The sequence below is a fragment of the Novosphingobium sp. FKTRR1 genome, from assembly GCF_020404405.1.
GTDB lineage: Bacteria > Pseudomonadota > Alphaproteobacteria > Sphingomonadales > Sphingomonadaceae > Novosphingobium.
Genome location: NZ_JAIZDA010000025.1, coordinates 1 through 19,783, shown reverse-complemented (window position 1 = coordinate 19,783; position 19,783 = coordinate 1). Strand labels below are relative to the sequence as shown.

The window sequence follows — 19,783 nt, the reverse complement described above, 5'->3', positions numbered from 1 at the left end:
CATGGCCACCGTGCTCACCTCCACCGGAAAGATCAGCCAGGTCGTCGGCGCCGTCGTCGACGTGACTTTTGTGGGCGAACTGCCCGCGATTCTCTCGGCGCTCGAAACCGACAACAACGGCAACCGTCTGGTGCTCGAAGTCGCGCAGCATCTGGGCGAAAACACCGTCCGCACCATCGCGATGGACTCGACCGACGGTCTGACCCGTGGTCAGCCGGTGCGCGATACCGGCGCGCAGATCTCGGTGCCGGTCGGCCCCAAGACGCTGGGTCGCATCATGAACGTGATCGGTGAACCGATCGACGAACGTGGCCCCGTCGGCGCAGAGCAGACCGCTCCGATCCACGCCAAGGCGCCCGAATTCATCGAGCAGTCGACCGAAGCGGCCATTCTGGTCACCGGCATCAAGGTCATCGACCTGATCGCGCCTTACGCGCGCGGCGGCAAGATCGGCCTGTTCGGCGGCGCGGGCGTGGGCAAGACCGTGCTGATCCAGGAACTGATCAACAACATCGCCAAGGGCCACGGCGGCGTGTCGGTGTTCGCTGGCGTGGGTGAACGCACCCGCGAAGGCAACGACCTGTACCACGAATTCCTCGACGCAGGCGTCATCGCCAAGGACGCCGACGGCAACCCGACCCCCGATGGTTCGAAGGTTGCGCTGGTGTTCGGCCAGATGAACGAGCCGCCGGGCGCCCGCGCCCGCGTCGCCCTGTCGGGTCTGACCATGGCCGAATACTTCCGCGACCAGGAAGGTCAGGACGTGCTGTTCTTCGTCGACAACATCTTCCGCTTCACGCAAGCAGGTTCGGAAGTGTCGGCGCTGCTCGGCCGTATTCCTTCGGCCGTGGGCTACCAGCCGACGCTGGCCACCGACATGGGCCAGCTGCAGGAACGCATCACCTCGACCACCAAGGGTTCGATCACCTCGGTTCAGGCGATCTACGTTCCCGCCGACGACCTTACCGACCCGGCGCCGGCCGCCTCGTTCGCCCACTTGGACGCAACGACCACGCTGAACCGCGCGATCTCGGAACTCGGCATCTATCCGGCGGTCGATCCGCTCGACTCGTCGAGCCGCGTGCTGACCCCGGCCGTCGTCGGGCAGGAGCACTACGAAACCGCCCGCCGCGTTCAGGAAACCCTGCAGAAGTACAAGTCGCTGCAGGACATCATCGCCATCCTCGGCATGGACGAACTGAGCGAAGAAGATAAGCTGACCGTCGCCCGTGCGCGCAAGATCCAGCGCTTCCTCAGCCAGCCGTTCCACGTCGCCGAAGTGTTCACCGGCATCCCCGGCAAGTTCGTGCAGGTCGAAGACACCGTGCGCTCGTTCAAGGCGGTGGTCGACGGCGAATACGATCACCTCCCCGAAGCCGCGTTCTACATGGTCGGCGGCATCGACGAAGCGATCGAAAAGGCCAAGAAGCTGGCTGCTGACGCCTGATAATCCTTAGCCCTCTCTCCCGGTGGAGGGAGGGCCTGCGAGGTCCACAATGTCGCTTCACTTCGAACTCGTCACCCCGGCCCGTCTCGTCCGCTCGGAAGACGTCTACATGGTCGTCGTTCCTGGCACCGAAGGCGAATTCGGCGTGCTGGAAGGCCATGCACCGTTCACTTCGACGGTCAAGGACGGCGCGCTCAAGGTCTATCGCACGCAAGGCGGCAGCCCTGAGGAAATCCAGGTGCAGGGCGGCTTTGCCGAAGTCGGCGCCAACGGCCTGACCGTTCTGGCCGAACACGCCGAAGCCTGAGCTTTCGCATTTCAGCCGAAATGACAAAGGGGCCGGTCCGCAAGGATCGGCCCTTTTTGCGTCAAAACACCGTTGATTAGCGTCGGAACACCTGCATCCTGCTCCTCCCCCTACGCTACCCCCGCTCGTCCACCGGGCGCTTGCCAGTCATCCGCAGATAGAACCGCGAGAAATAGGACGGGTCGTCGAAGCCCAGTTCGGCCGCCACTTGCGCCGCGCTTGCTCCGGTATAGCGCAACAGCCGCCGCGCCTCGGTGGCCAGACGGCGGTGCAGCAGTTCGCTGGGCGAGCAGCCCAGACGGCGCGCGATGAGGCGCGACAGCGTGCGCCGGGTCAGCCCCAGTGCCTCTGCATAGAAGTCCAGATCGCGGTGTTCGCGGAAGTGGATCTCGACCAGTTGGCGAAAGCGTTCCAGCCGGGCATCCGCGCCACCTGCCGCTGGTGCGGGCTCGCTTGCGCGCGCCACCGTGCGCACCAGCGCTTCGGCCAGCGACAGGGCAAGCGGATCACGCCCGCGCCATTCCTGTTGCAGCACCAGCAGCTCATCCGCCAGCCAGCCCACACGACGCGCTGCAACCTCGTCTAGTGGGTTGACCTCACCGCGCGCCAGAATCGGCCCCAGCGGGTCTCCCAGCCCATCTGAGCGGGTAGCGAAGTCGGCAGACACCGTCAGCACCCACCCGGCGGTGCCTTGCTGAAAGCGAAAGCCGTGGACCGTGCCCGCCGGGACGATCACCGCGCACGGCCCCTGCCGATCGCTGTCGGTCCCGTCAAAGCTGATCCGCGCCTGTCCCTCGCGCACCAGCAGAACCTGGACGAAACCGCCATGGCGGTGCGGCCTGATCTCCCAGTCGTGCAGCGCACTGCGCGCCGCGATCGTCTCTATATGCGCAAAGCCCGCGGCCTCGGGCAGGGCATGTTCGCCATACAGAGCGTAGCTGGGGATGGTGGCGGGTTGGTTCATGCTGTCCTGAAAGTACCAGCGATTGTCATGCCGATGCCTTCCGCCCTGCGCCCGGCCTTGTCAATATGCGGCCATCGCATCGGGGTTGGCGCAAGCAAGCGCGGCCCGCACGGGAGAGATCATCATGCGCACACAGGTTGCCATCATCGGCGCGGGTCCGGCGGGGTTGTTGCTGGGCCATCTGCTCAAGGCCGAAGGCATCGACTGCGTCGTCATCGAACGGCAGACGCCAGACTACGTGCTCGGTCGCATCCGTGCGGGCGTGCTCGAACAGATCACCGTGCAACTGATGGAACGGCTCGGCCTCGACGCGCGGCTCAAGGCCGAAGGGCTGGTCGAGGGCGGCTTCAACCTGGCCGATGGCGAACGGCTGATCCGCATCGACGTGGCCGAACTGACCGGCAAGACCGTGGTCGTCTATGGCCAGACCGAGATCACCCGCGACCTGATGGACGCCGCCGCCCCGCGCGGGCTGGAAGTGATCTATGGCACCGAGGACGTAACGCTGCACGCCGTCGAAAGCGATTCGCCCGCCATTACCTTCCGCAAGGACGGCGTCGACCAGCGCATCGACGCGCGCTTCATCGTTGGCTGCGATGGCTTTCACGGTCCCAGCCGCAAGGCCATTCCCGCGAGCGTCGGTCGCGAGTACGAGCGCGTCTATCCGTTCGGCTGGCTGGGCATTCTGGCCGATGTGCCGCCGTGCAATCATGAACTGATCTATGCCAACCACGAACGCGGCTTTGCCCTCGCCTCGATGCGCAGCCACACGCGCAGCCGCTATTATGTCGACGTGCCGCTGACCGAGAAGATCGAGGACTGGTCGGACGAGCGGATCTGGGACGAACTGGCCATCCGCCTTGGGCCCGATGCCGCCGCCAACATCACGCGCGGGCCCTCGATCGAAAAGTCGATCGCGCCGCTGCGCAGCTATGTGTTCGAACCGATGCGTCACGGCAGCCTGCTGCTGGCAGGCGATTCGGCGCATATCGTGCCACCCACGGGGGCCAAGGGGCTGAACCTTGCCGCCAGCGACGTGCACTACGCCACCGCCGCGCTGACCGCGTTCTTCCGCCACAACGATCACGACGCCATCGCCGACTATTCGGCCAAGGCGCTGGCCCGCGTGTGGAAGTCGGAACGGTTCAGCTGGTCGCTGACCAAGCTGATGCATCGCTTCCCCGATGACGGTCCGTTCGAGCGCGCGATGCAGGTCGCCGAACTCGACTACATCGCCAACAGCGCGGCCGCGCAGACCAGCATCGCCGAAAACTACGTGGGCCTGCCGGTTTGATTGGTCGTTTTAAGCATTTTTTGACTGCGGTTTCTTGCGTTGGGGCGCGTGATTGGCTCTGCCGTCACGCGCCCGTCACATAGCTGCGACACAGAGCCCCTGTTCCAGGCACGTGGGGGCCTCAGGCGTGATGCGGCAGATTGATATCCTGATTACCGGCGGATTGCCGGGTGGCATTGACAGCTTTCTCCACGGCGATCTGCGCGTGGTATTCCACCCGTGGCAGGGGGAGGCGCCGCTGCCGCTGCTCGATGGCCGTCCGTGGGCCTTCGTCGACTGGGTGCTGCCCGAGTTTTCGGGGCTGGAATTGTGCCGCCGTTTGCGCTGCGATCCCCAGACCGAGGCCGCCCATGTCACGATGGTGCTGGAAGAGGACGAGGCCGAGACCAAGCGCCGTGCCCTGCGCGCCGGGGCCGACGACTACATGGTCGGGCCGATCGATCGCTCCAAAGTGCTCGACCGCGTGCTGTCGGTGCAATGGACCGAGCGCGAGCCGACCGTGCGCACGCTCAAGCTGGGCGAACTCGCGCTCGACCTCTCCGCCCTGCAGGCACGGTGGAAGGACAAGCCGATCGCGCTGATGCCCAACGAGTTCCGCCTGCTGCGCTATCTGATGGAAAAGCCGGGACAGGTGTTTTCGCGCGGGCAACTGATCGCGGCACTGGGCAAGCAGGAACAACCCATCGACGAACGCACCGTCGACGCCTGGGTCAGCCGCCTGCGCCGCTCGCTGCGTGAGGCAGGCGCAGGCTATCCACTGCGCACCGTGCGCTCGCTGGGATACGTGCTCGACCGACCCTGAGGGAGCGACGTACCACGGCTCCTACCTCGCCGTTGCCCCGCATCACCCGATGGGTTACGCCCGAAGGCATCACTCCATCGGGGGCACCGACTTGCCTGACACCGCGCCGCGCCTGACAATCGTCTTGCCGTATTACAACGAAGAGGCGTTCATCGGGGCGACGTTGCAGTCGCTGATCGCGCAAACCTCACGCGATTTCCGGCTGGTCGTGGTCAACAACCGGTCGAGCGATGGCAGCCCGGCGCTGGTCGAAAGTCTGCTGGCGGACAGCGGGCTTGCCTATGCGCACGTGCTTGAAGAAACGCCGGGTTTCCTGCCCGCGCTGGTCCGCGGAATTGCCGAGGCCGACAGCGAATTGCTCGCGGTGGCCAATGCCGACGTGATCTATCCGCCGCACTACGTCGCCACGATCCTGCGGCTGTTCGACGCCAACCCGCGCGCGACGTCGGTGATGGCGATCGACCTCTACGATCCCGAAGGCACCGAGCTGGCCGACAAGCGCAAGCAGCAAGTGCTGGGCGCGGCGCGCTTCCTGCCGAAGAAGTGCCACGCCGGATCGTATGCGCAGGCCTATCGCATGGACGCCTATCGCAGTTGCGGCGGGTTCGATCCGGCAATCTGGCCTTATGTGCTCGAAGATCACGAGATCATGGCGCGGCTGATGCGCACCGGGCCTTCGGTCTATGACCGGCAGCACTACTGCCACCCCTCGCCCCGGCGCACCAACACGGCGCAAGTCAGCTGGAACCAGTTGGAGAAGATCCTCTACGGTCTGGTGCCCTTCCCCCTGCTCGGCTGGTTCTTTCACGGATTCCTTGCGCCCCGCTTCGCCAGACGCAAGCTGATGAACGCCGCGCTGCGCCAGCGTAGCTGGGACGTGGATCAAACCGACGCGGGCGCCACCGGGTAGGCCGTCAGCACGTCACCCAGCGCGGCCTTCAGCGGCCCAAGCCACGGCTCGAACGGTAGCCAGGCGTCGGCGCCATCGCGGTTGATCGGGCGGCGCACTTGTTCCGAACTGGCGGTGCGGACCGCGCGCGGGTTGGTGTGAAAGGCCAGACAGCCCGGTTCGAACGGCAACCCGCAATGCGCCAGCAGCGCGCGCACTTGCGCCTCGGTATCGTCGAGCAGCGCTTCGTGGATCACACGGTGCACGCGCCCCGGCGCCACCCGGTCGACATGCGCCATCAGCCGCACATAATCGCGGTAGTATGCCCCCATGTCGGCCAGATCGTAGCTGAAACCCTGTCCGCGCGCGTAATGCTGACGAAAGTTCGAAAATCCGCAGGCCAGCGGATGGCGGCGCGCGTCGATGATCGTGGCCTTGGGCAGAATCGCCAGAATCAGCGGCACGTGCAGCCAGTTGTTGGGCATCTTGTCGATGAACAGGGGCCGCTCGGTCTGCCGCTGCACGCGGGTCTGGGCCAGATATTGCGCGCCCAGCGTGCGCAGCGCTTCGTCGGGCAACGCGGCAAGTCCCAGCGGATATTCGGGAATGGCGCGGGCGATCTGCGCGATGTCGGGCAGTTCGCTGGTGCCCTCCACTTGCGAATGGCTGGCAAGGATCTGCTCGACCAGCGTCGATCCGGCGCGCGGCATGCCCAGCACGAAAATCGGGTCGGGCGCGGCATCGCCCGCCGCCTGTCCACGCGCGATCAGGCCGGGAGTCGCCGCCGCGATCGCGCCATCGACCTCGGCCGTCAGCCGGGCCGCCTGCCATGGCAGATGCTTGCGCCGCAGCGCATTGCCGGCCGCGTAGTGCTCGAATGCCGCCGCAGCCTCGCCCCGGTCCTCCTTGGCCTTGCCCAGCGCGAAGTGCAGGTGCCAGCGGTCCTCTGCCGTCAGGTCGGATCGGGCCAGCGCCGCCGCCATCGCCGCCACGTCCTGCGCTGAAAAGCGCACGGTCTTGAGGTTGGCGAGGCTCCACCATGCCTCACCCAGCCCCGGCGCAAGGTCGAGCGCGCGGCGATAGGCGGCGATCCCCTCGGCCTGCCGCCCCACGGTCTTGAGCAAATGCCCCTGACTCAACCACACGCGCGGCGCGGCGGGCTTGCGCGCCAGCACTTCGGCATAAAGCGCCAGCGCCGCTTCGAACTGGCCAAGCTTGCCGTGCGCGGCGGCTTGCAGCGTGGTCAGGCCGGAGTCATCGTCGGCCTCGTCGGGCGCGATCTGCGCGAGCTCGGCCAGCGCTTCGTCCGAGCGGTTGGCGCGGTGGAGCAGTTGCGCAAGATTGGCGCGCGCCGCGACAAATCCGGGCGACAGTTCCACCGCGCGGCGCAACAGGCGCTCCGCATCGGCACTACGCCCGACCCGCGCGGCCAGCTCGGCGAACAGGCGAATCGCGCGCACATCGAATGGATCGTCCTTCAGCAAGCTGCGCAGCAACGGCTCGGCCACCGCCAGCGCGTTGTCGTTCATCGCCAGCGCGGCTTCGACAAGGCGCGGATCATAGTGGGGCGGCGTGTGCATCAAGGGCTGCAGAAACACGCGTGACGCCCTGCAATCAAGCGTTACTGTGATGGCGGGCGCATCCCGTCCGGCAAACGGGACGGGGTATGGCTGGGGGAGACACGCGAATGAACAGCGGGCGCAAGGCAACAAGGCGCGGACTGGGCTTCTGGATGACGCTGGCGCTGGTCGTCGGCAACCTGATCGGCTCGGGCATCTATCTGTTGCCAGCCACGCTGGCGCCGCTGGGCACGAACCAGTTGATCGGCTGGCTGGTGACGATCGGCGGGGCGCTGTGTCTGGCGGTGGTGTTCGCCAGACTGGGCGCCAAGCTGCCGCTGGCCGGCGGGCCTTATGCCTATGCCAGCGCTGCGTTCGGGCCGCTTGCCGGCTTCGCCACGGCCTGGAGTTATTGGACAATGATCTGGGCGGGCAACGGCGCCATTGCCGTCGCCGTGGTCAGCAACCTCAGCCTGATCGCGCCGTGGATCGGCAAGACCGAAGGCGTGCCCGCGCTACTTTCCGTGGCCTGCGTGTGGCTGCTGACGGCGGTGAACATTCGCGGGGTGCGCGCGGCAGGCGAAGTATCGCTGGTGACCAGCGCGCTCAAGCTGATGCCGCTGGTGCTGCTGATCGCGCTGGCCCTGTGGCTGGCGTTGAGCGGCGCGCCGCACGTGGTCCAGCCGCCCGTGCCGATCGCGGCCGGAGCCATCGCCACGGCGGCAGGCCTTACGTTCTGGGGTTTCCTCGGCCTTGAATCCGCAACCGTTCCGGCGGACAAGGTCGAGAACGCCAGCACGGTCGTGCCGCGCGCCACGCTGATCGGCACGGTGCTGACCGGCGTGGTCTATCTGGGCATCAGCCTTGCCTTCTATGCCTACATGCCGACCGGACAGGCCGCCGCTTCACCCGCGCCAGTGGCCGATTTCCTTGGCGCCCACTTCGGCGGACACGTGGCCAGCGTGGTTGCGGTATTCGCCGCGATCAGCGCGTTCGGCACGCTCAACGGGTTCATCCTGCTGCAAGGCGAAGTGCCCTGGGCGATGGCCCGCGGTGGCGTGTTCCCGGCATGGTTCGGCAAGGAATCCTCGCGCGGCACGCCAACGCGCGCGCACATCGTGTCCAGCATTCTGCTGTCCTGCGTCACCTTGATGAACTTCTCGCGCGGCCTTGGTGACTTGTTCCAGTTCATCGCCTCGGTCAGTCTGGCGGCGGGCATGCTCAGCTACCTGATGGCGATGCTGGCGGCGATCAGACTGCTGCCCGCCGAGCGCCTGCTGACCGTAGTGGCGCTGATCGGCGCGGCGTTCATCGTGTGGGCCGCATGGGGCCTTGGCGAAAAGGCGCTGGGCTATGGCGCGCTGTTCGTGCTGGCAGGTGTGCCGGTGTACTGGGCGGTGCGGCTGAGACAGGACGCCATGCGATAGCCCCGGTTGGGGTGCGCAAAGCCAATGTCGCATTTACTCTACCGTATCGGTTGATTTAAGCGCCAGCCTTCGTGCTGATTCGTCTCGGGGTGCCATGTCGATCACTGTCCGCGTCCTGATTTGCGCGCTGGCCCTTGGCGCCGGGGGCCTTGGCGCGGCGGCATGGTTTGCCGGGCCAACCCGTAATGCGGTGGTCATCGGCTACCAGACAGGGGTCGATCCGACCAAGGTGGCGCAGGCCGAAGGCTGGTACGACCGGGCCATCGCCAAAGCCGCCGGACGCCCGGTGGTCTGGCGCAAGTTCGACAGCGGCACCGACGTGATCACCGCGCTTGCCGCAGGCGACATCGACTTCGGCGATCTGGGATCAAGCCCGCTCGCGGTGGCTGCCACGCGCCAGTTGCCGATCTCGACCATCGCGCTGGTCAGCCGTCTGGGCCGCAGCGAAGCGCTGGTGGCGCGCAACGGATCGGGCATCGCTGGCCCGGCCGATCTGGTCGGCAGGAAAGTGGCCGTGCCGTTCATCTCGACCGCGCATTACAGCCTGCTGGCGGCGTTGCATCATTGGGGTATCGACCCGGCGCGGGTGCAGGTGCTCAATTTGTCTCCGCCACAGATCGCCGCCGCATGGGCCCGCCACGATATCGACGCCGCCTATGTCTGGGATCCGGCGCTGGGCGATCTGAAGGTCAACGGCAAAGTCCTGACCGGATCGGATCAAGTCGCCGCATGGGGATCGCCCACGTTCGACGTGTGGGTCACCCGGCGCGACTTCGCCAAGAGCAACCCCGCCGCCGTTGACGCCTTCGTACGGGTGACGATCGCTTCGCAGGACACCTATCGCCGCGACGGCGCGCGCTGGACCGCGACTTCGCCACAGGCGCGCGAGATTGCCGCCGCAACCGGATCGCGGGTTGAGGATGTGCCCGGCTTGCTGGCCAGCAACGATTACCCGACCGCCGCCGAACAGGCCTCGCCCGCGTTGCTGGGACGTGCGCCCGCTGGTGCCGGTGCCGGTGCTGGCGGCGGGCTGGCCCGCGCTTTGGCGAACACCGCTGCCTTCTTGCAGGAACAGGGCAAGGTCGACCGCGTGCTGGTCGATTACACCCCCTACATCGATCCCGCCCCGGTGCGCCGGGTGGCACAGGACCAATAGCATGGCCAGACTGTCGGTTGAGAATGTCAGCGTCACGTATGGAGGCAAGCGCGGCCCGGTAAAGGCGCTGGCCGACGTATCGGTAGAAGTCGCCTCGGGCGAAATCGTCGTCGCGCTGGGGGCTTCGGGCTGCGGCAAATCGACGCTGCTGGGGCTGATGGCGGGCTTCCTCAAGCCGACCGCTGGTGCCGTGCAGGTCGATGGCGTGCCGATCGCCGGGCCGGGCACCGATCGCGCGGTGGTGTTTCAGGATGACGCGCTGATGCCCTGGCTGTCGGCCGAGGACAACGTTGCGTTCGGTCTGCAGATGCGCGGCTTCAAGCAGGCCGAACGCCGCGCCGCTGCGCGCGAGATGCTGGCGCAAGTCGGGCTCGAAGGCTTTGCCGGCCACGCCATCCACGAGATGTCGGGCGGGATGCGCCAGCGCGTTGGCCTTGCCCGCGCACTGGCGGTGAAGCCCGATTTCCTGCTGATGGACGAGCCGTTGGGTGCGCTGGACGAACTGACCCGCGAACGCATGCAGATGCTGATCCTCAACTTGTGGCAGCGCAGCGGCAAGGGCATCTTCCTGATCACCCACAGCATCGAGGAAGCGCTGTTCATGGCCAGCGAACTGGTGCTGCTCAGCCCGCGACCGGGCCGCATCGTGCAACGTTACCAAACCGGATTCGCGCGCCGCTTCATCGCGGGCGAACCGGTCCGCGCGATCAAGGCCGATCCGCAGTTCGTGGCCATGCGCGAGGAACTCGCCAATGCCATTCTGGCCAGCGAAGAAAATGAGGTGACCCATGTCGGTTGAACGCGATTCGGGCGCCACCGGTGGCCATGCATGGGCCACGCTGGCTTCGCTCGGCGTCGTGCTGGCGCTGTGGTGGGGCGTGACTGCCAGCGGGCTGATCGCGCCGCTGTTCCTGCCCGGACCGGGTGAGGTGCTGGTCCGTCTGCTCGATCTGGCGCAGCATGGCTTTGTCGGCGCCAGCCTGTTGCAGCACACCGGCGCCAGTCTGGCGCGGGTGGGGCTGGCGATGCTGTTCGCGGTGATCACCGCCGTGCCGGTGGGCATGGCGATGGGCCTTTACCCCAAGGTCAACGCCGCGCTCGACCCGCTTATCGAATTCTACCGCCCGGTGCCGCCGCTGGCCTATCTGCCGCTGATGGTGATCTGGTTCGGCATCGGCGAGACGACCAAGATCCTGCTGATCTTTCTGGCGATCTTTGCGCCGCTGGCCATCGCCACCGCCAGCGGCGTGCGGCGGGTCGATCCCAACCGCATCCGCGCGGCGCAGTCGCTGGGCGCCAGCCGCGACCAGATCGCCTGGCTGGTGATCTTTCCCAGCGCGCTGCCCGATATCCTGACCGGACTGCGCATAGCACTGGGCGTGGGCTGGTCGACACTGGTCGCCGCCGAACTGGTGGCGGCCACGCGTGGACTTGGCTTCATGGTCCAATCAGCGTCACAAATGCTGGTTACCGATGTTGTGGTCGCCGGCATTCTGGTTATTGCACTGATCGCGCTGGCAATAGAACTGGTGCTGCGCTGGGTCGAACGCCGGTTCGCCGGATGGGCCGGGCAGGGCTGAGAATTGGGCTGAGTCATTTGCTGAGTCTGGGGCTTATCCAGCGCGCTAAATTTGTATGGAGAGTGACATGCCGTTGACCATCGCCCCCATCACTCCGGCCATCGGTGCGGTCGTCGGCGGGATCGATCTGGCGCAGCCGCTCGATGCGGTGACACATGCCACTGTCGAAGCGGCGCTGCTTGAACATCAGGTGCTGTTCTTCCTCGACCAGCAGATCACCCAGACCCAGCAGCGCGATCTGGCGGCGCTGTTCGGCCCACTGCACATCCATCCGATCTATCCGCATTCGGATTCGGTGGCCGAGATCATGATCCTCGACACCGATCTCAACGATCTGGCCGACAACGCGTTGTGGCATTCGGACGTCAGCTTTTCCGAAACGCCGCCGCTGGGCTCGGTGCTGGTGGCGCGGGTCTTGCCCGAAGTGGGCGGCGACACGCTGTGGACCAGCGCCACCGCCGCCTATTCCGCGCTGCCCGAGCCGCTCAAGCAATTGATCGGCGGCCTTACCGCGACGCACGATCTGGCCAAGTCGTTCCCACCCGAACGCTTCGGCGCCGATGCGCAATCGCGTGAGCGGCTGGAACAGGCCAAGCGCAACAATCCGCCGGTCACGCATCCCGTGGTGCGCACCCACCCGGTTACGGGGCTGAAGGCGATCTACGTCAACGAAGGCTTCACCACGCACATCGATGGCTTGCCGCAGGATGCCAGCGACAGCTTGCTGGGGCTGCTGTTCCGCCACGTGATCCGGCCGGAATTCTCGGTGCGTTGGCGCTGGCAGCCGGGTGACGTGGCGATCTGGGACAACCGGGTGACGCAGCACTATGCGACCGACGACTATCGCCCGCATCGCCGCGTGATGCACCGCGCGACGATGATCGGTGACCGCCCGTTCTGACCCGCCCGCCCCGCCTTCAGGACGCCGCCAGATGACCCGTACCCGCATTCACCTTTCGACCGCAGCCGTGTTGGCCATGCTGGCCACGCCCTTGGCGGCTCGCCCTGCACCGGCACCGACTTCCGCTCCGGCCGACCTTGTCCTGCTGCACGGCCACGTCATCCCGATGACCGGCGCCGATGCGCGGGCCGAGGCGCTGGCGGTGCGCGGTGGGCGGATCGTGGCGGTGGGCAGCGACGCGCAGATCACGCCGCTGCGCGGCAAGGCGACGCAAGTGATCGATCTTGCCGGGCGCACGCTGCTGCCCGGCTTCATCGATGCCCACGGCCATATCACCGGGGTCGCGCAAAGCCTTGGCCTTGCCGATCTGTCGCCGCCGCCGGTCGGGGCGGTCGGCGATATCGCCGGATTGCAGGCCGCGCTGCGGGTCCAGGCAAAGGCTGTTGCCGACGGCTGGATCTTCGGGCGCGGCTATGACGATGCCGAACTGGCCGAACATCGCCATCCGACGCGGCAGGAACTCGACGCGGTTTCGGCCGACCGCCCGGTGGCGATCATCCATGCCTCGGGCCATCTCGCCGTGCTCAATACCAAGGCGCTTGAACTGACCGGGCAATTGCATGGCGCGAAAGACCCGGCGGGCGGCGTTATCCGCCGCGAAGCCGATGGCGTAACCGCCAATGGCGTGGTCGAGGAAGCGGCGCTGTGGCAGGTGATGGCAGGTGCACCGCGCCCGACGCCCGCGCAAGCACTGGCGCAATTGCGTACCGCGCAGGATATCTATGCCAGCAACGGGCTGACCACCGCACAGGACGGCGCCACCTCGCCCGAAGGCTGGGCCTTGCTGCAAGGCGCGGCGCAAGCGGGCGCGCTGGTGCTCGATATCGATGCGCTGCCGCTGCTGAATGCGAAGTGGCCCGCGCTCGACCAACTGCCCTTCAACCAGCCCTATGACCATCGCCTGCGCGTGGCGGGGGTCAAGCTGCTGCTTGACGGATCGCCGCAGGGCCGCACCGCGTGGCTGTCGCACCCCTACTTCGTGCCGCCGCCGGGGCGCGAGCATGACTATGCCGGGTATCCGCAGTTCACCGACGATGCCTTGCGCGGCAAGCTGGCCGAAGCGTCCGGGCACAAATGGCAGGTCTATGCCCACGTCAACGGCGATGCCGCGATCCAGCAGTATATCGACGCCATCGGCTGGGTGGCGCAGCACGGCCCGGCGCCGCTGGTCCGCTCGATTGCGATCCATGCGCAGACCGCGCGCACCGACCAGCTCGCCGCGATGAAGGCGCTGGATATCGAGCCAAGCTTCTTTGCCAGCCACACCTTCTTCTGGGGTGACTGGCACCGCGACAAAGTGCTGGGGCCGCAGCGTGCCGACCATATCTCGCCCCAGCGCGAGGCGTTTGACGCAGGACTTCACCCGACGATCCACAGTGACGCGCCGGTCACCCCGCCCAACGTCATCCGGCTGATCTGGTCGGCCACCACCCGGCGCACCCGTTCGGGCGACATCCTCGGCCCGGCCGAACGCGTTTCAGCCTACGAAGCGCTGCAGGAAGTGACCAGCAACGCGGCGTACGAAATTCATGAAGAGGCCAGCAAGGGCACGCTGGAAGTGGGCAAACTGGCCGATCTGGTGATCCTGAATGGCGATCCGCTGACCCTGCCGATCGAGCAGTTGATGACCTTGAAGGTTTCGGCGACGCTCAAGGAAGGCAAGGTCATCTTCGCGGACGGCACGAGCAAGCGCTGACCGCCATCGCCGCCAGCCATGCAGCGCATGCTTTGGCAAGCATTTGCGCGTAGATGCAACGGACAAGGCCGCATCGCGCTGGCGCGATGACAGGAGGTGTCCGTTGATCCGTTCCGCTCGCAACCGGCCCTTGGTGCTGATCGGCCTCGGCCTGCTCGCGCTGCCCGCCGCCTGCGGGGCAAAGGCGCCGAGCGGTGCGGGGAGCCCGGAGCCCCGACCGACGGCACAACCCGTCGCGCCGACGGCCGTTCCTGTTCCCGCAGCATCGTCAGTTCCTGCGGCCACCGCCGACACGCTTTATCCCCCGTACATGCCGATGACCGGGCTGCGGCGTCCGGCGGTCAAGCTGTTCGTCAAATGCGATGCCTCGCGCGCGGCGGGGCGTGAGGTCTATGCCGGGCGCGATGCCGCCTCGCTCTATGGCCGGGTCGAGGGCGGGTTCGAGTTCGTCTACGAGGCCACCGACAGCAGTGGCGCGCCCTGCATCTATCCCTTCGCGCCGTGGATGCCGCAGATCGTCGGCTCGTTGCAGGGCACGCAGTACATCGTGCGCTCGTCGGTGCCGGGGCGGCGTGTGACCTTCCGCAGCGGCGACGAATGGGCCAGCATCGGCCTGCATCTGTACGATATCCGCCAGCAGCGCGTGCATTTCGAGATGCGCGACATCGAACTGGACTTTCCCGGCGCGATCCAGCCGCAAGGCGCGCTCCATCTTGAGGCGTTCGGCGGGGCAGCGCCCGGCCTGTTCACCGCCGTGGTGCGCCGCTCGCGCATCTATGGCGGCAAGAATGCGCTGTTCGTGCCGCCGGGACAGACGATGCTCTACGTCGAGGACAGCGATCTGGCGGGCAATGTCGGCACCAGCGCCGACCAGATGCACACGACCTATATCAACGGAATTCTGGTGTCGCACATGCGCAACTCGGTGTGGCACGGCCAGCACGCCTGGGCCAACATGGCCAGCGGCCACCAGTTGAAGGACAAGGCCTATCTGCGCATCTACGAGAACGTCACCGTCTCCAATTACCCCACCGGCACGACCGCCTCGGCGATGCCGCTGATCGACGCCACGTCGTTCGGCTTCACCTGGGCCGATGGCCTGCGGCTGGAGCGGCTCCGCCCGGCGCAAGACCCGCGTGAGGCGCTGGTCGATCTGCGCAGCGAGATCGTCTATGGCCCGCCGCAGAACTATCCGTGGAACCTGATGGTCGATCCCGGCTGGACGATGCCCGCCAATCCGCTGGCCGCGCTCGACAAGGTGTACCTGTCGGTGTTCCTCAACACCACCGTCCGCAGCTTCCGCACCGAGCCTTACGTATTCGCGCTGCGCCCGCAAGGACTGGGCGTGACGCCCGGCACCACCACCGTCGTCGGCAACGAGCAGACCACCCGCGCGCAGCAGCGCATGGTCTCGCTCGCCTTCAACACCACCGGCACGTTCAAACGCGCCTATTCGGCCGAGGGCTGGACCTTCACCAACCCGCAACTACCGCCGCAAGCGCAATGGGTGATGGACCGCGATGCGTTTGCGCGGCACGCTCTGGCGCTGATCGGGCGGTAGGGGATTGGGGCAGGGCGAATCCATCGACCAGCTACTTGCATTTTTCGTACCTACGATAAATTTGACAAACCGCTTATGTGTAGGTACATAAAACTATGATTATCGTCTGGGATGAACCCAAGCGGCAGGCAAATCTGGTGAAGCATGGCATTGATTTTGCCGAGATTGGCCCGGATTTTTTCCTGTCGGCTCAGGTGGTTCCGGCAAAGGCAGGCCGTTGGGCGGCGATCGGCATGCTTGATGGCGTGATCGTGGTCATTTTTGCGGTTCTAGGCAGTGAGGGCATCTCGATCATTTCCGCCCGCCCGGCCAGCCGAAGCGAAAGGAGCATCCTGCCATGACCGACCATGCGTTTGCACAGGACGATATCGACTCTGTATCCGACAATCCCGAAGTGACTGAGCAGGACCTTGCCCAGGCCCGCCCCTTTGCTGAGGTGTTCCCGGTGCTTGCGGCCAAGCTGGAAACCGAGCGGCGCTTGCGTGGTCGGCCCAAGGCAGGAGCCCCCAAAGTCAGCACGACGCTGCGGCTCGATCCGGACATCGTCGCCCACTTCCGCGCCACCGGCCCCGGCTGGCAATCACGCATCAATGCAGCCTTGCGCCGCGCGGCTGATTTGTGATGGTAGCTCGAATTAGTTTGAGAAAGCGGAAATCAGTTTGATGGAAAATTGTCGCCCCTGAACCAAGCGGTAGAGATGATGAAGCGCTCCGCGAGCTTCGGTGATACGAAAGGGCCAACCAAGCTGCCATCGTGCCGTTCTTTGAAAGTAATGCCTTCGACCCGATCACGTTCAAGAAGGTAGGTATCGCCATGGGCAAATTCGAGAATCTCGACAGAGCGATTGCCGTCATGGCTGTAGAGGATTGAGGTAACGCGGTATTCGGCCCCAGCGATAGGCGTGTTGGAGGTTCGGCCAAAAAAAACGATTCCACCACTTCATTGGATAGTCACCTCGCCTTTGAAGGCTATCATCGGGCGATGTCTGCTGCAACGTCAGCGATATCGCCACCCCAGCAAACCCCTCGCCCCTCCCGCCGCCATCGGCTAGGGGCACGCCATGAGCGGACCGCCACCACCATTTGACGCGATCGTGCTGGGCGCGGGCGCTGCGGGCATGATGTGCGCCGCCACCGCAGGCGCGCGGGGCTTGCGCGTGCTGCTGGTCGATCATGGCGATGAGCCGGGGCGCAAGATCGTGATTTCGGGCGGTGGGCGGTGCAATTTCACCAATATCCATACCGCGCCCGACCGTTACCTGTCGGCCAATCCGCATTTCGCCAAGTCGGCGCTGGGCCGATATACCCCGCAAGACTTCATCGCGCTGGTCGAACGTCACGGCATTGCGTGGCACGAAAAGACGCTAGGCCAGTTGTTCTGCGATGGCTCGGCGCGGCAGATTGTCGCCTTGCTGATGGAGAAATGCCGCGCGGGCGGGGTCACGCTGCTGCTGGGCCATGCGGTCAGCGCCATCGATCATGCTGACGGACTGTTCCGGGTGAGCGTCAACGGACAGGACTATTCCGCCCCCGCGCTGGTGCTGGCAACCGGCGGCCCGGCCATCCCCAAGATCGGCGCCACCGGCTTTGCCTATGAAGTGGCGCGCCAGTTCGGCCTGTCGGTGGTGCAGCCGCGCCCGGCGCTAGTACCGCTGACGCTGGGCGCGGACGATGCGCTGTTCCAGTCGCTGGCGGGGGTCGCCGCGCCGGTCGAGGTGCACTGGCAAAAGACCCGCTTCCGTGAGGCAGCGCTGTTCACCCATCGCGGCCTGTCCGGCCCGGCCATGCTGCAGATATCGTCGTACTGGCAGCACCGCACCGCCATCGCGGTCGATTTCCTGCCCGATGCGGATACCGACTGGCTCGTGCAGGCCAAGCAGGCCCGCCCCCGCGCCACGGTGCGCAGCGCGCTCAACGCCGCCCTCCCGGCGCGGCTGGCCGATGTGCTGGCCGACCGACTGGCGCTGAATGCAGAACTCGCCAACACACCCGACAAGGCCTTGCGCATGGCGCAGGCGAAACTGGCAGGATGGCCGTTCAGCCCCACCGGAACCGAAGGCTTTGCCAAGGCCGAAGTGACCGCAGGCGGCATCGCGACCCGCGACCTGTCATCGCGCACGATGATGGCTACCCGCGTCCCCGGCCTTTACGCCATCGGCGAGGCGGTGGACGTGACCGGCTGGCTCGGCGGCTACAACTTCCAGTGGGCCTGGGCGAGCGGCTGGGCCGCGGGCCAGGCGCTGGAGGCCAGCGGACGCTGAACCGGGCGGTTCAGGCCTTGCGCGCGAACCAGATGACGTGCTTGGAACCCTTGTTGTTCGGGCGCGAGCGGACGCGGATTTCATCGACCTCGTAACCGGCGGTGCGCAACCGCGCTGCAAACGCATCGTCGGGGTGCGCCGACCAAACCGCCAGAATGCCGCCCGGCGTCAGTGCGGTCATCGCCGCCTTCAGCCCGACCGGCGAATAGAGCAGGTCGTTTTCGCGCCGGGTCAGTCCGTCCGGGCCATTGTCCACATCGAGCAGGATCGCGTCATAGGCGTTTTCGGCCGAAGCGATCAGCATCGCCACGTCGTCCTTGACCAGCACCACCCGCGGATCGTCAAGGCAGCCTGCGGTCAGGCTTTCCATCGGACCGCGCGCCCATTCGATGATCTCGGGCACGATTTCGGCGACGGTGACGCTGGCATCGGCGCCCAGCACGGCCAGCGCTGCGCGCAAGGTGAAGCCCATGCCATAGCCACCGATCAGGAACTGCGGCGCGTCACGCCCGGCCAGCCGCTCGAACGTCATCGTTGCCAATGCGCGTTCGGATTCGCTGACCCGGGTGTTCATCAACTCGTTGCGTTCCAACACGATGGTGAATTCGTCGCCCCGGCGAATCAGCCGCAACTCGACACCATCGGGCACGTGCGCCGTGCCGATCAGTTCATCTGCGATCATCGTGTTGCTCCGGTTGCGCCGCTTACTTCTTGCGGGCCTTGCGCGCGGCATAGCGCGCGTCGCGCAGCGCCTTGCGCTCCGCTTCGGAAAGGGCGGGCTTGGCAGCGGCCTGAGCGGCCAGTTCCGCCTGCTCGGCCTTGGCCCGCTTTTCAGCGGCCTTAGCTTCGCGCTCGGCCAACACGGCGGCGCGCTTTTCAGCCAAAGCGGCTTCGCGTGCCGCTGCCTTGGCGAGACGTTCAGCCTCTACCGCCGGATCGACCGGCGCCTTTGCCTGCAACTTTGCCAATGCCTTGGCCCGCGCCTGCGCCGCAGCGCTGACACGGTCTTCAAAGCTCGGTTCCTTGTATCCTGCCATCGTCTTCTGCCTGGTTTTGCCTGATATGATCGGCACAAAATTGTCTGAGCGCGCTCAATTCGCGCGATCGCCCGTCCGGAAACGGAACGCTGAAGGACGCGAGCAAAGGGAAATGCGGTTGCCGATACGGCCCGATATCCGTCGCAGGCGACATCAGCGCCTGCGCCTGTAGCACGCCAGCCGCCGAAGGCAATCTTTGCTGCACGGCAACAAGAAGGCGCACCCCGTCTTTGCCGACGGAATCCGGCCAGTAACGCACGAACACCGGTATGAATGTAACAAGTTCGGACCAACAAAGTGAGTGCGTGTGCCTATGCACGAGCGGGCGGGCCCGGTAAAGGCGCGCAAACCCCCGGTTCCTGTCAGTGGTATGCCCCGACAGATCCGATGACGAACATGGCCGCGTGACCATCGCGGCTCGGCGAAGAACACGGAAGGTGAATGCAGATGAGCATGGTCATCCCGGTAGTATTGTGCGGTGGTAGCGGGACGCGGTTGTGGCCGCGTTCGCGCAAGGTGAAGCCGAAGCCGTTTCTGCCGCTGGTGGGTGACACGACGCTGTTCGAAGCGACGTTGCTGCGTTGCCACGGGTTTGCCGGGTTCGGTGCGCCGGTGATCGTGACCGGCGCGGTGCATCTTGAACATGTCGAGGCGCAAGTTCCCGATGCGGCCAACAGCCGGATCATCGTCGAGCCGCAAGGGCGCAATACGGCGGCGGCGATCGCGCTGGCGGCGCTGCGCTTGCCTGCCGATGCGGTGATGCTGGTGTGTCCGAGCGACCACCACATCGGCGATGCGGCGGCGTTTCGCGCAGCGGCGCAGGCAGCGGCCGCGCTGGCCGCG

The 19,783-nt window shown here is 66.1% G+C and carries 21 protein-coding genes; 16 read left to right on the top strand and 5 right to left on the bottom strand.

Annotated features, from left to right (window positions below; all coding sequences use genetic code 11):
* Position 1 precedes the first annotated feature (1 nt).
* Positions 2-1,447, top strand: coding sequence for a F0F1 ATP synthase subunit beta (atpD, locus tag LDN95_RS17980; RefSeq protein ID WP_226018945.1), 1,446 nt, complete (start codon positions 2-4; stop codon positions 1,445-1,447).
* Positions 1,448-1,496: 49 nt separating this feature from the next.
* Complete coding sequence (locus LDN95_RS17975) at positions 1,497-1,754, top strand: ATP synthase F1 subunit epsilon (RefSeq protein WP_226018944.1); 258 nt, start codon at positions 1,497-1,499, stop codon at positions 1,752-1,754.
* Between the two features lie 115 nt (positions 1,755-1,869).
* Here LDN95_RS17975 and LDN95_RS17970 read toward each other — a convergent pair whose 3' ends face one another.
* Entirely contained in the window at positions 1,870-2,718 is an 849-nt protein-coding gene (locus LDN95_RS17970) for a helix-turn-helix domain-containing protein (RefSeq protein WP_226018943.1), read from the bottom strand.
* 124 nt (positions 2,719-2,842) lie between these two features.
* On the opposite strand from LDN95_RS17970, the gene pobA reads away from it, so the two are divergent.
* The 3 genes from pobA to LDN95_RS17955 all read left to right on the top strand — a co-directional run bounded on the left by pobA (position 2,843) and on the right by LDN95_RS17955 (position 5,724).
* Positions 2,843-4,012 (top strand): 4-hydroxybenzoate 3-monooxygenase, encoded by a 1,170-nt coding sequence (gene pobA / locus LDN95_RS17965; RefSeq protein ID WP_226018942.1) that lies wholly within the window; start codon positions 2,843-2,845, stop codon positions 4,010-4,012.
* Between the two features lie 130 nt (positions 4,013-4,142).
* The gene (locus LDN95_RS17960) at positions 4,143-4,814 is read left to right on the top strand and encodes a response regulator transcription factor (RefSeq protein WP_226018977.1); all 672 of its coding nucleotides are present in this window, start codon (positions 4,143-4,145) and stop codon (positions 4,812-4,814) included.
* Between the two features lie 91 nt (positions 4,815-4,905).
* Positions 4,906-5,724, top strand: a complete 819-nt coding sequence (locus LDN95_RS17955; RefSeq protein ID WP_226018941.1) for a glycosyltransferase family A protein — start codon at positions 4,906-4,908, stop codon at positions 5,722-5,724.
* Here LDN95_RS17955 and LDN95_RS17950 read toward each other — a convergent pair.
* On the bottom strand, positions 5,697-7,283 hold the full coding sequence (locus tag LDN95_RS17950) for a sulfotransferase (protein WP_226018940.1): 1,587 nt from the start codon (positions 7,281-7,283) through the stop codon (positions 5,697-5,699). The genes LDN95_RS17955 and LDN95_RS17950 overlap by 28 nt on opposite strands.
* 107 nt (positions 7,284-7,390) lie before the next feature.
* On the opposite strand from LDN95_RS17950, the gene LDN95_RS17945 reads away from it, so the two are divergent.
* The 10 genes from LDN95_RS17945 (at position 7,391) to LDN95_RS17900 (ending at position 17,903) form a co-directional block, all read left to right on the top strand.
* Complete coding sequence (locus LDN95_RS17945) at positions 7,391-8,689, top strand: amino acid permease (protein ID WP_226018939.1); 1,299 nt, start codon at positions 7,391-7,393, stop codon at positions 8,687-8,689.
* Positions 8,690-8,783: 94 nt separating this feature from the next.
* Positions 8,784-9,845: a taurine ABC transporter substrate-binding protein gene (gene tauA / locus LDN95_RS17940; RefSeq protein ID WP_226018938.1), complete on the top strand. Its 1,062-nt coding sequence runs from the start codon at positions 8,784-8,786 to the stop codon at positions 9,843-9,845.
* A gap of 1 nt (position 9,846) precedes the next feature.
* Entirely contained in the window at positions 9,847-10,644 is a 798-nt protein-coding gene (locus LDN95_RS17935; RefSeq protein WP_226018937.1) for a taurine ABC transporter ATP-binding protein, read from the top strand.
* A complete protein-coding gene (gene tauC / locus LDN95_RS17930; protein ID WP_226018936.1) occupies positions 10,634-11,425 on the top strand; it encodes a taurine ABC transporter permease TauC in 792 nt (263 codons plus the stop codon). The genes LDN95_RS17935 and tauC overlap by 11 nt, the downstream gene beginning before the upstream one ends.
* Before the next feature lie 67 nt (positions 11,426-11,492).
* Positions 11,493-12,326: a taurine dioxygenase gene (tauD, locus tag LDN95_RS17925; RefSeq protein WP_226018935.1), complete on the top strand. Its 834-nt coding sequence runs from the start codon at positions 11,493-11,495 to the stop codon at positions 12,324-12,326.
* A 31-nt stretch (positions 12,327-12,357) separates the two neighbouring features.
* The gene (locus LDN95_RS17920) at positions 12,358-14,082 is read left to right on the top strand and encodes an amidohydrolase (protein WP_226018934.1); all 1,725 of its coding nucleotides are present in this window, start codon (positions 12,358-12,360) and stop codon (positions 14,080-14,082) included.
* A gap of 103 nt (positions 14,083-14,185) precedes the next feature.
* Positions 14,186-15,643, top strand: coding sequence for a hypothetical protein (locus LDN95_RS17915; RefSeq protein ID WP_226018933.1), 1,458 nt, complete (start codon positions 14,186-14,188; stop codon positions 15,641-15,643).
* Positions 15,644-15,738: 95 nt separating this feature from the next.
* Positions 15,739-15,984: a BrnT family toxin gene (locus LDN95_RS17910; protein ID WP_226018932.1), complete on the top strand. Its 246-nt coding sequence runs from the start codon at positions 15,739-15,741 to the stop codon at positions 15,982-15,984.
* Positions 15,981-16,265 (top strand): BrnA antitoxin family protein, encoded by a 285-nt coding sequence (locus LDN95_RS17905; RefSeq protein ID WP_226018931.1) that lies wholly within the window; start codon positions 15,981-15,983, stop codon positions 16,263-16,265. The genes LDN95_RS17910 and LDN95_RS17905 overlap by 4 nt, the downstream gene beginning before the upstream one ends.
* Positions 16,266-16,703: 438 nt before the next feature.
* On the top strand, positions 16,704-17,903 hold the full coding sequence (locus LDN95_RS17900) for an NAD(P)/FAD-dependent oxidoreductase (RefSeq protein WP_226018930.1): 1,200 nt from the start codon (positions 16,704-16,706) through the stop codon (positions 17,901-17,903).
* Between the two features lie 10 nt (positions 17,904-17,913).
* On the opposite strand, the gene LDN95_RS17895 is transcribed toward LDN95_RS17900, so the two are convergent.
* Genes LDN95_RS17895 through LDN95_RS17885 form a run of 3 tightly spaced genes read right to left on the bottom strand, consistent with a single transcriptional unit; the run spans position 17,914 to position 19,199 of the window.
* On the bottom strand, positions 17,914-18,585 hold the full coding sequence (locus LDN95_RS17895) for a spermidine synthase (protein WP_226018929.1): 672 nt from the start codon (positions 18,583-18,585) through the stop codon (positions 17,914-17,916).
* 22 nt (positions 18,586-18,607) lie between these two features.
* The gene (locus LDN95_RS17890; RefSeq protein WP_226018928.1) at positions 18,608-18,940 is read right to left on the bottom strand and encodes a DUF6481 family protein; all 333 of its coding nucleotides are present in this window, start codon (positions 18,938-18,940) and stop codon (positions 18,608-18,610) included.
* Positions 18,912-19,199: a hypothetical protein gene (locus LDN95_RS17885; protein WP_226018927.1), complete on the bottom strand. Its 288-nt coding sequence runs from the start codon at positions 19,197-19,199 to the stop codon at positions 18,912-18,914. Before LDN95_RS17885 ends, LDN95_RS17890 begins: the two co-directional genes overlap by 29 nt.
* A 188-nt stretch (positions 19,200-19,387) precedes the next feature.
* Between LDN95_RS17885 and LDN95_RS17880 the strand changes: the two genes are divergently transcribed.
* On the top strand, positions 19,388-19,783 hold a 396-nt coding region (locus LDN95_RS17880), incomplete at its 3' end, for a sugar phosphate nucleotidyltransferase (RefSeq protein ID WP_226018926.1).

What these genes read in the sequence shown, in the direction of transcription:
- LDN95_RS17920 (WP_226018934.1), top strand. Translation starts at nt 12,358, where the DNA reads ATGACCCGTACCCGCATTCACCTTTCGACCGCAGCCGTGTTGGCCATG.
- tauD (WP_226018935.1), top strand. Translation starts at nt 11,493, where the DNA reads ATGCCGTTGACCATCGCCCCCATCACTCCGGCCATCGGTGCGGTCGTC.
- LDN95_RS17960 (WP_226018977.1), top strand. Translation starts at nt 4,143, where the DNA reads ATGCGGCAGATTGATATCCTGATTACCGGCGGATTGCCGGGTGGCATT.
- LDN95_RS17905 (WP_226018931.1), top strand. Translation starts at nt 15,981, where the DNA reads ATGACCGACCATGCGTTTGCACAGGACGATATCGACTCTGTATCCGAC.
- LDN95_RS17895 (WP_226018929.1), bottom strand. Translation starts at nt 18,585, where the DNA reads ATGATCGCAGATGAACTGATCGGCACGGCGCACGTGCCCGATGGTGTC.
- LDN95_RS17950 (WP_226018940.1), bottom strand. Translation starts at nt 7,283, where the DNA reads ATGCACACGCCGCCCCACTATGATCCGCGCCTTGTCGAAGCCGCGCTG.
- pobA (WP_226018942.1), top strand. Translation starts at nt 2,843, where the DNA reads ATGCGCACACAGGTTGCCATCATCGGCGCGGGTCCGGCGGGGTTGTTG.
- LDN95_RS17890 (WP_226018928.1), bottom strand. Translation starts at nt 18,940, where the DNA reads ATGGCAGGATACAAGGAACCGAGCTTTGAAGACCGTGTCAGCGCTGCG.
- LDN95_RS17945 (WP_226018939.1), top strand. Translation starts at nt 7,391, where the DNA reads ATGAACAGCGGGCGCAAGGCAACAAGGCGCGGACTGGGCTTCTGGATG.
- tauA (WP_226018938.1), top strand. Translation starts at nt 8,784, where the DNA reads ATGTCGATCACTGTCCGCGTCCTGATTTGCGCGCTGGCCCTTGGCGCC.
- LDN95_RS17975 (WP_226018944.1), top strand. Translation starts at nt 1,497, where the DNA reads ATGTCGCTTCACTTCGAACTCGTCACCCCGGCCCGTCTCGTCCGCTCG.
- LDN95_RS17935 (WP_226018937.1), top strand. Translation starts at nt 9,847, where the DNA reads ATGGCCAGACTGTCGGTTGAGAATGTCAGCGTCACGTATGGAGGCAAG.
- LDN95_RS17910 (WP_226018932.1), top strand. Translation starts at nt 15,739, where the DNA reads ATGATTATCGTCTGGGATGAACCCAAGCGGCAGGCAAATCTGGTGAAG.
- LDN95_RS17970 (WP_226018943.1), bottom strand. Translation starts at nt 2,718, where the DNA reads ATGAACCAACCCGCCACCATCCCCAGCTACGCTCTGTATGGCGAACAT.
- tauC (WP_226018936.1), top strand. Translation starts at nt 10,634, where the DNA reads ATGTCGGTTGAACGCGATTCGGGCGCCACCGGTGGCCATGCATGGGCC.
- atpD (WP_226018945.1), top strand. Translation starts at nt 2, where the DNA reads ATGGCCACCGTGCTCACCTCCACCGGAAAGATCAGCCAGGTCGTCGGC.
- LDN95_RS17900 (WP_226018930.1), top strand. Translation starts at nt 16,704, where the DNA reads ATGAGCGGACCGCCACCACCATTTGACGCGATCGTGCTGGGCGCGGGC.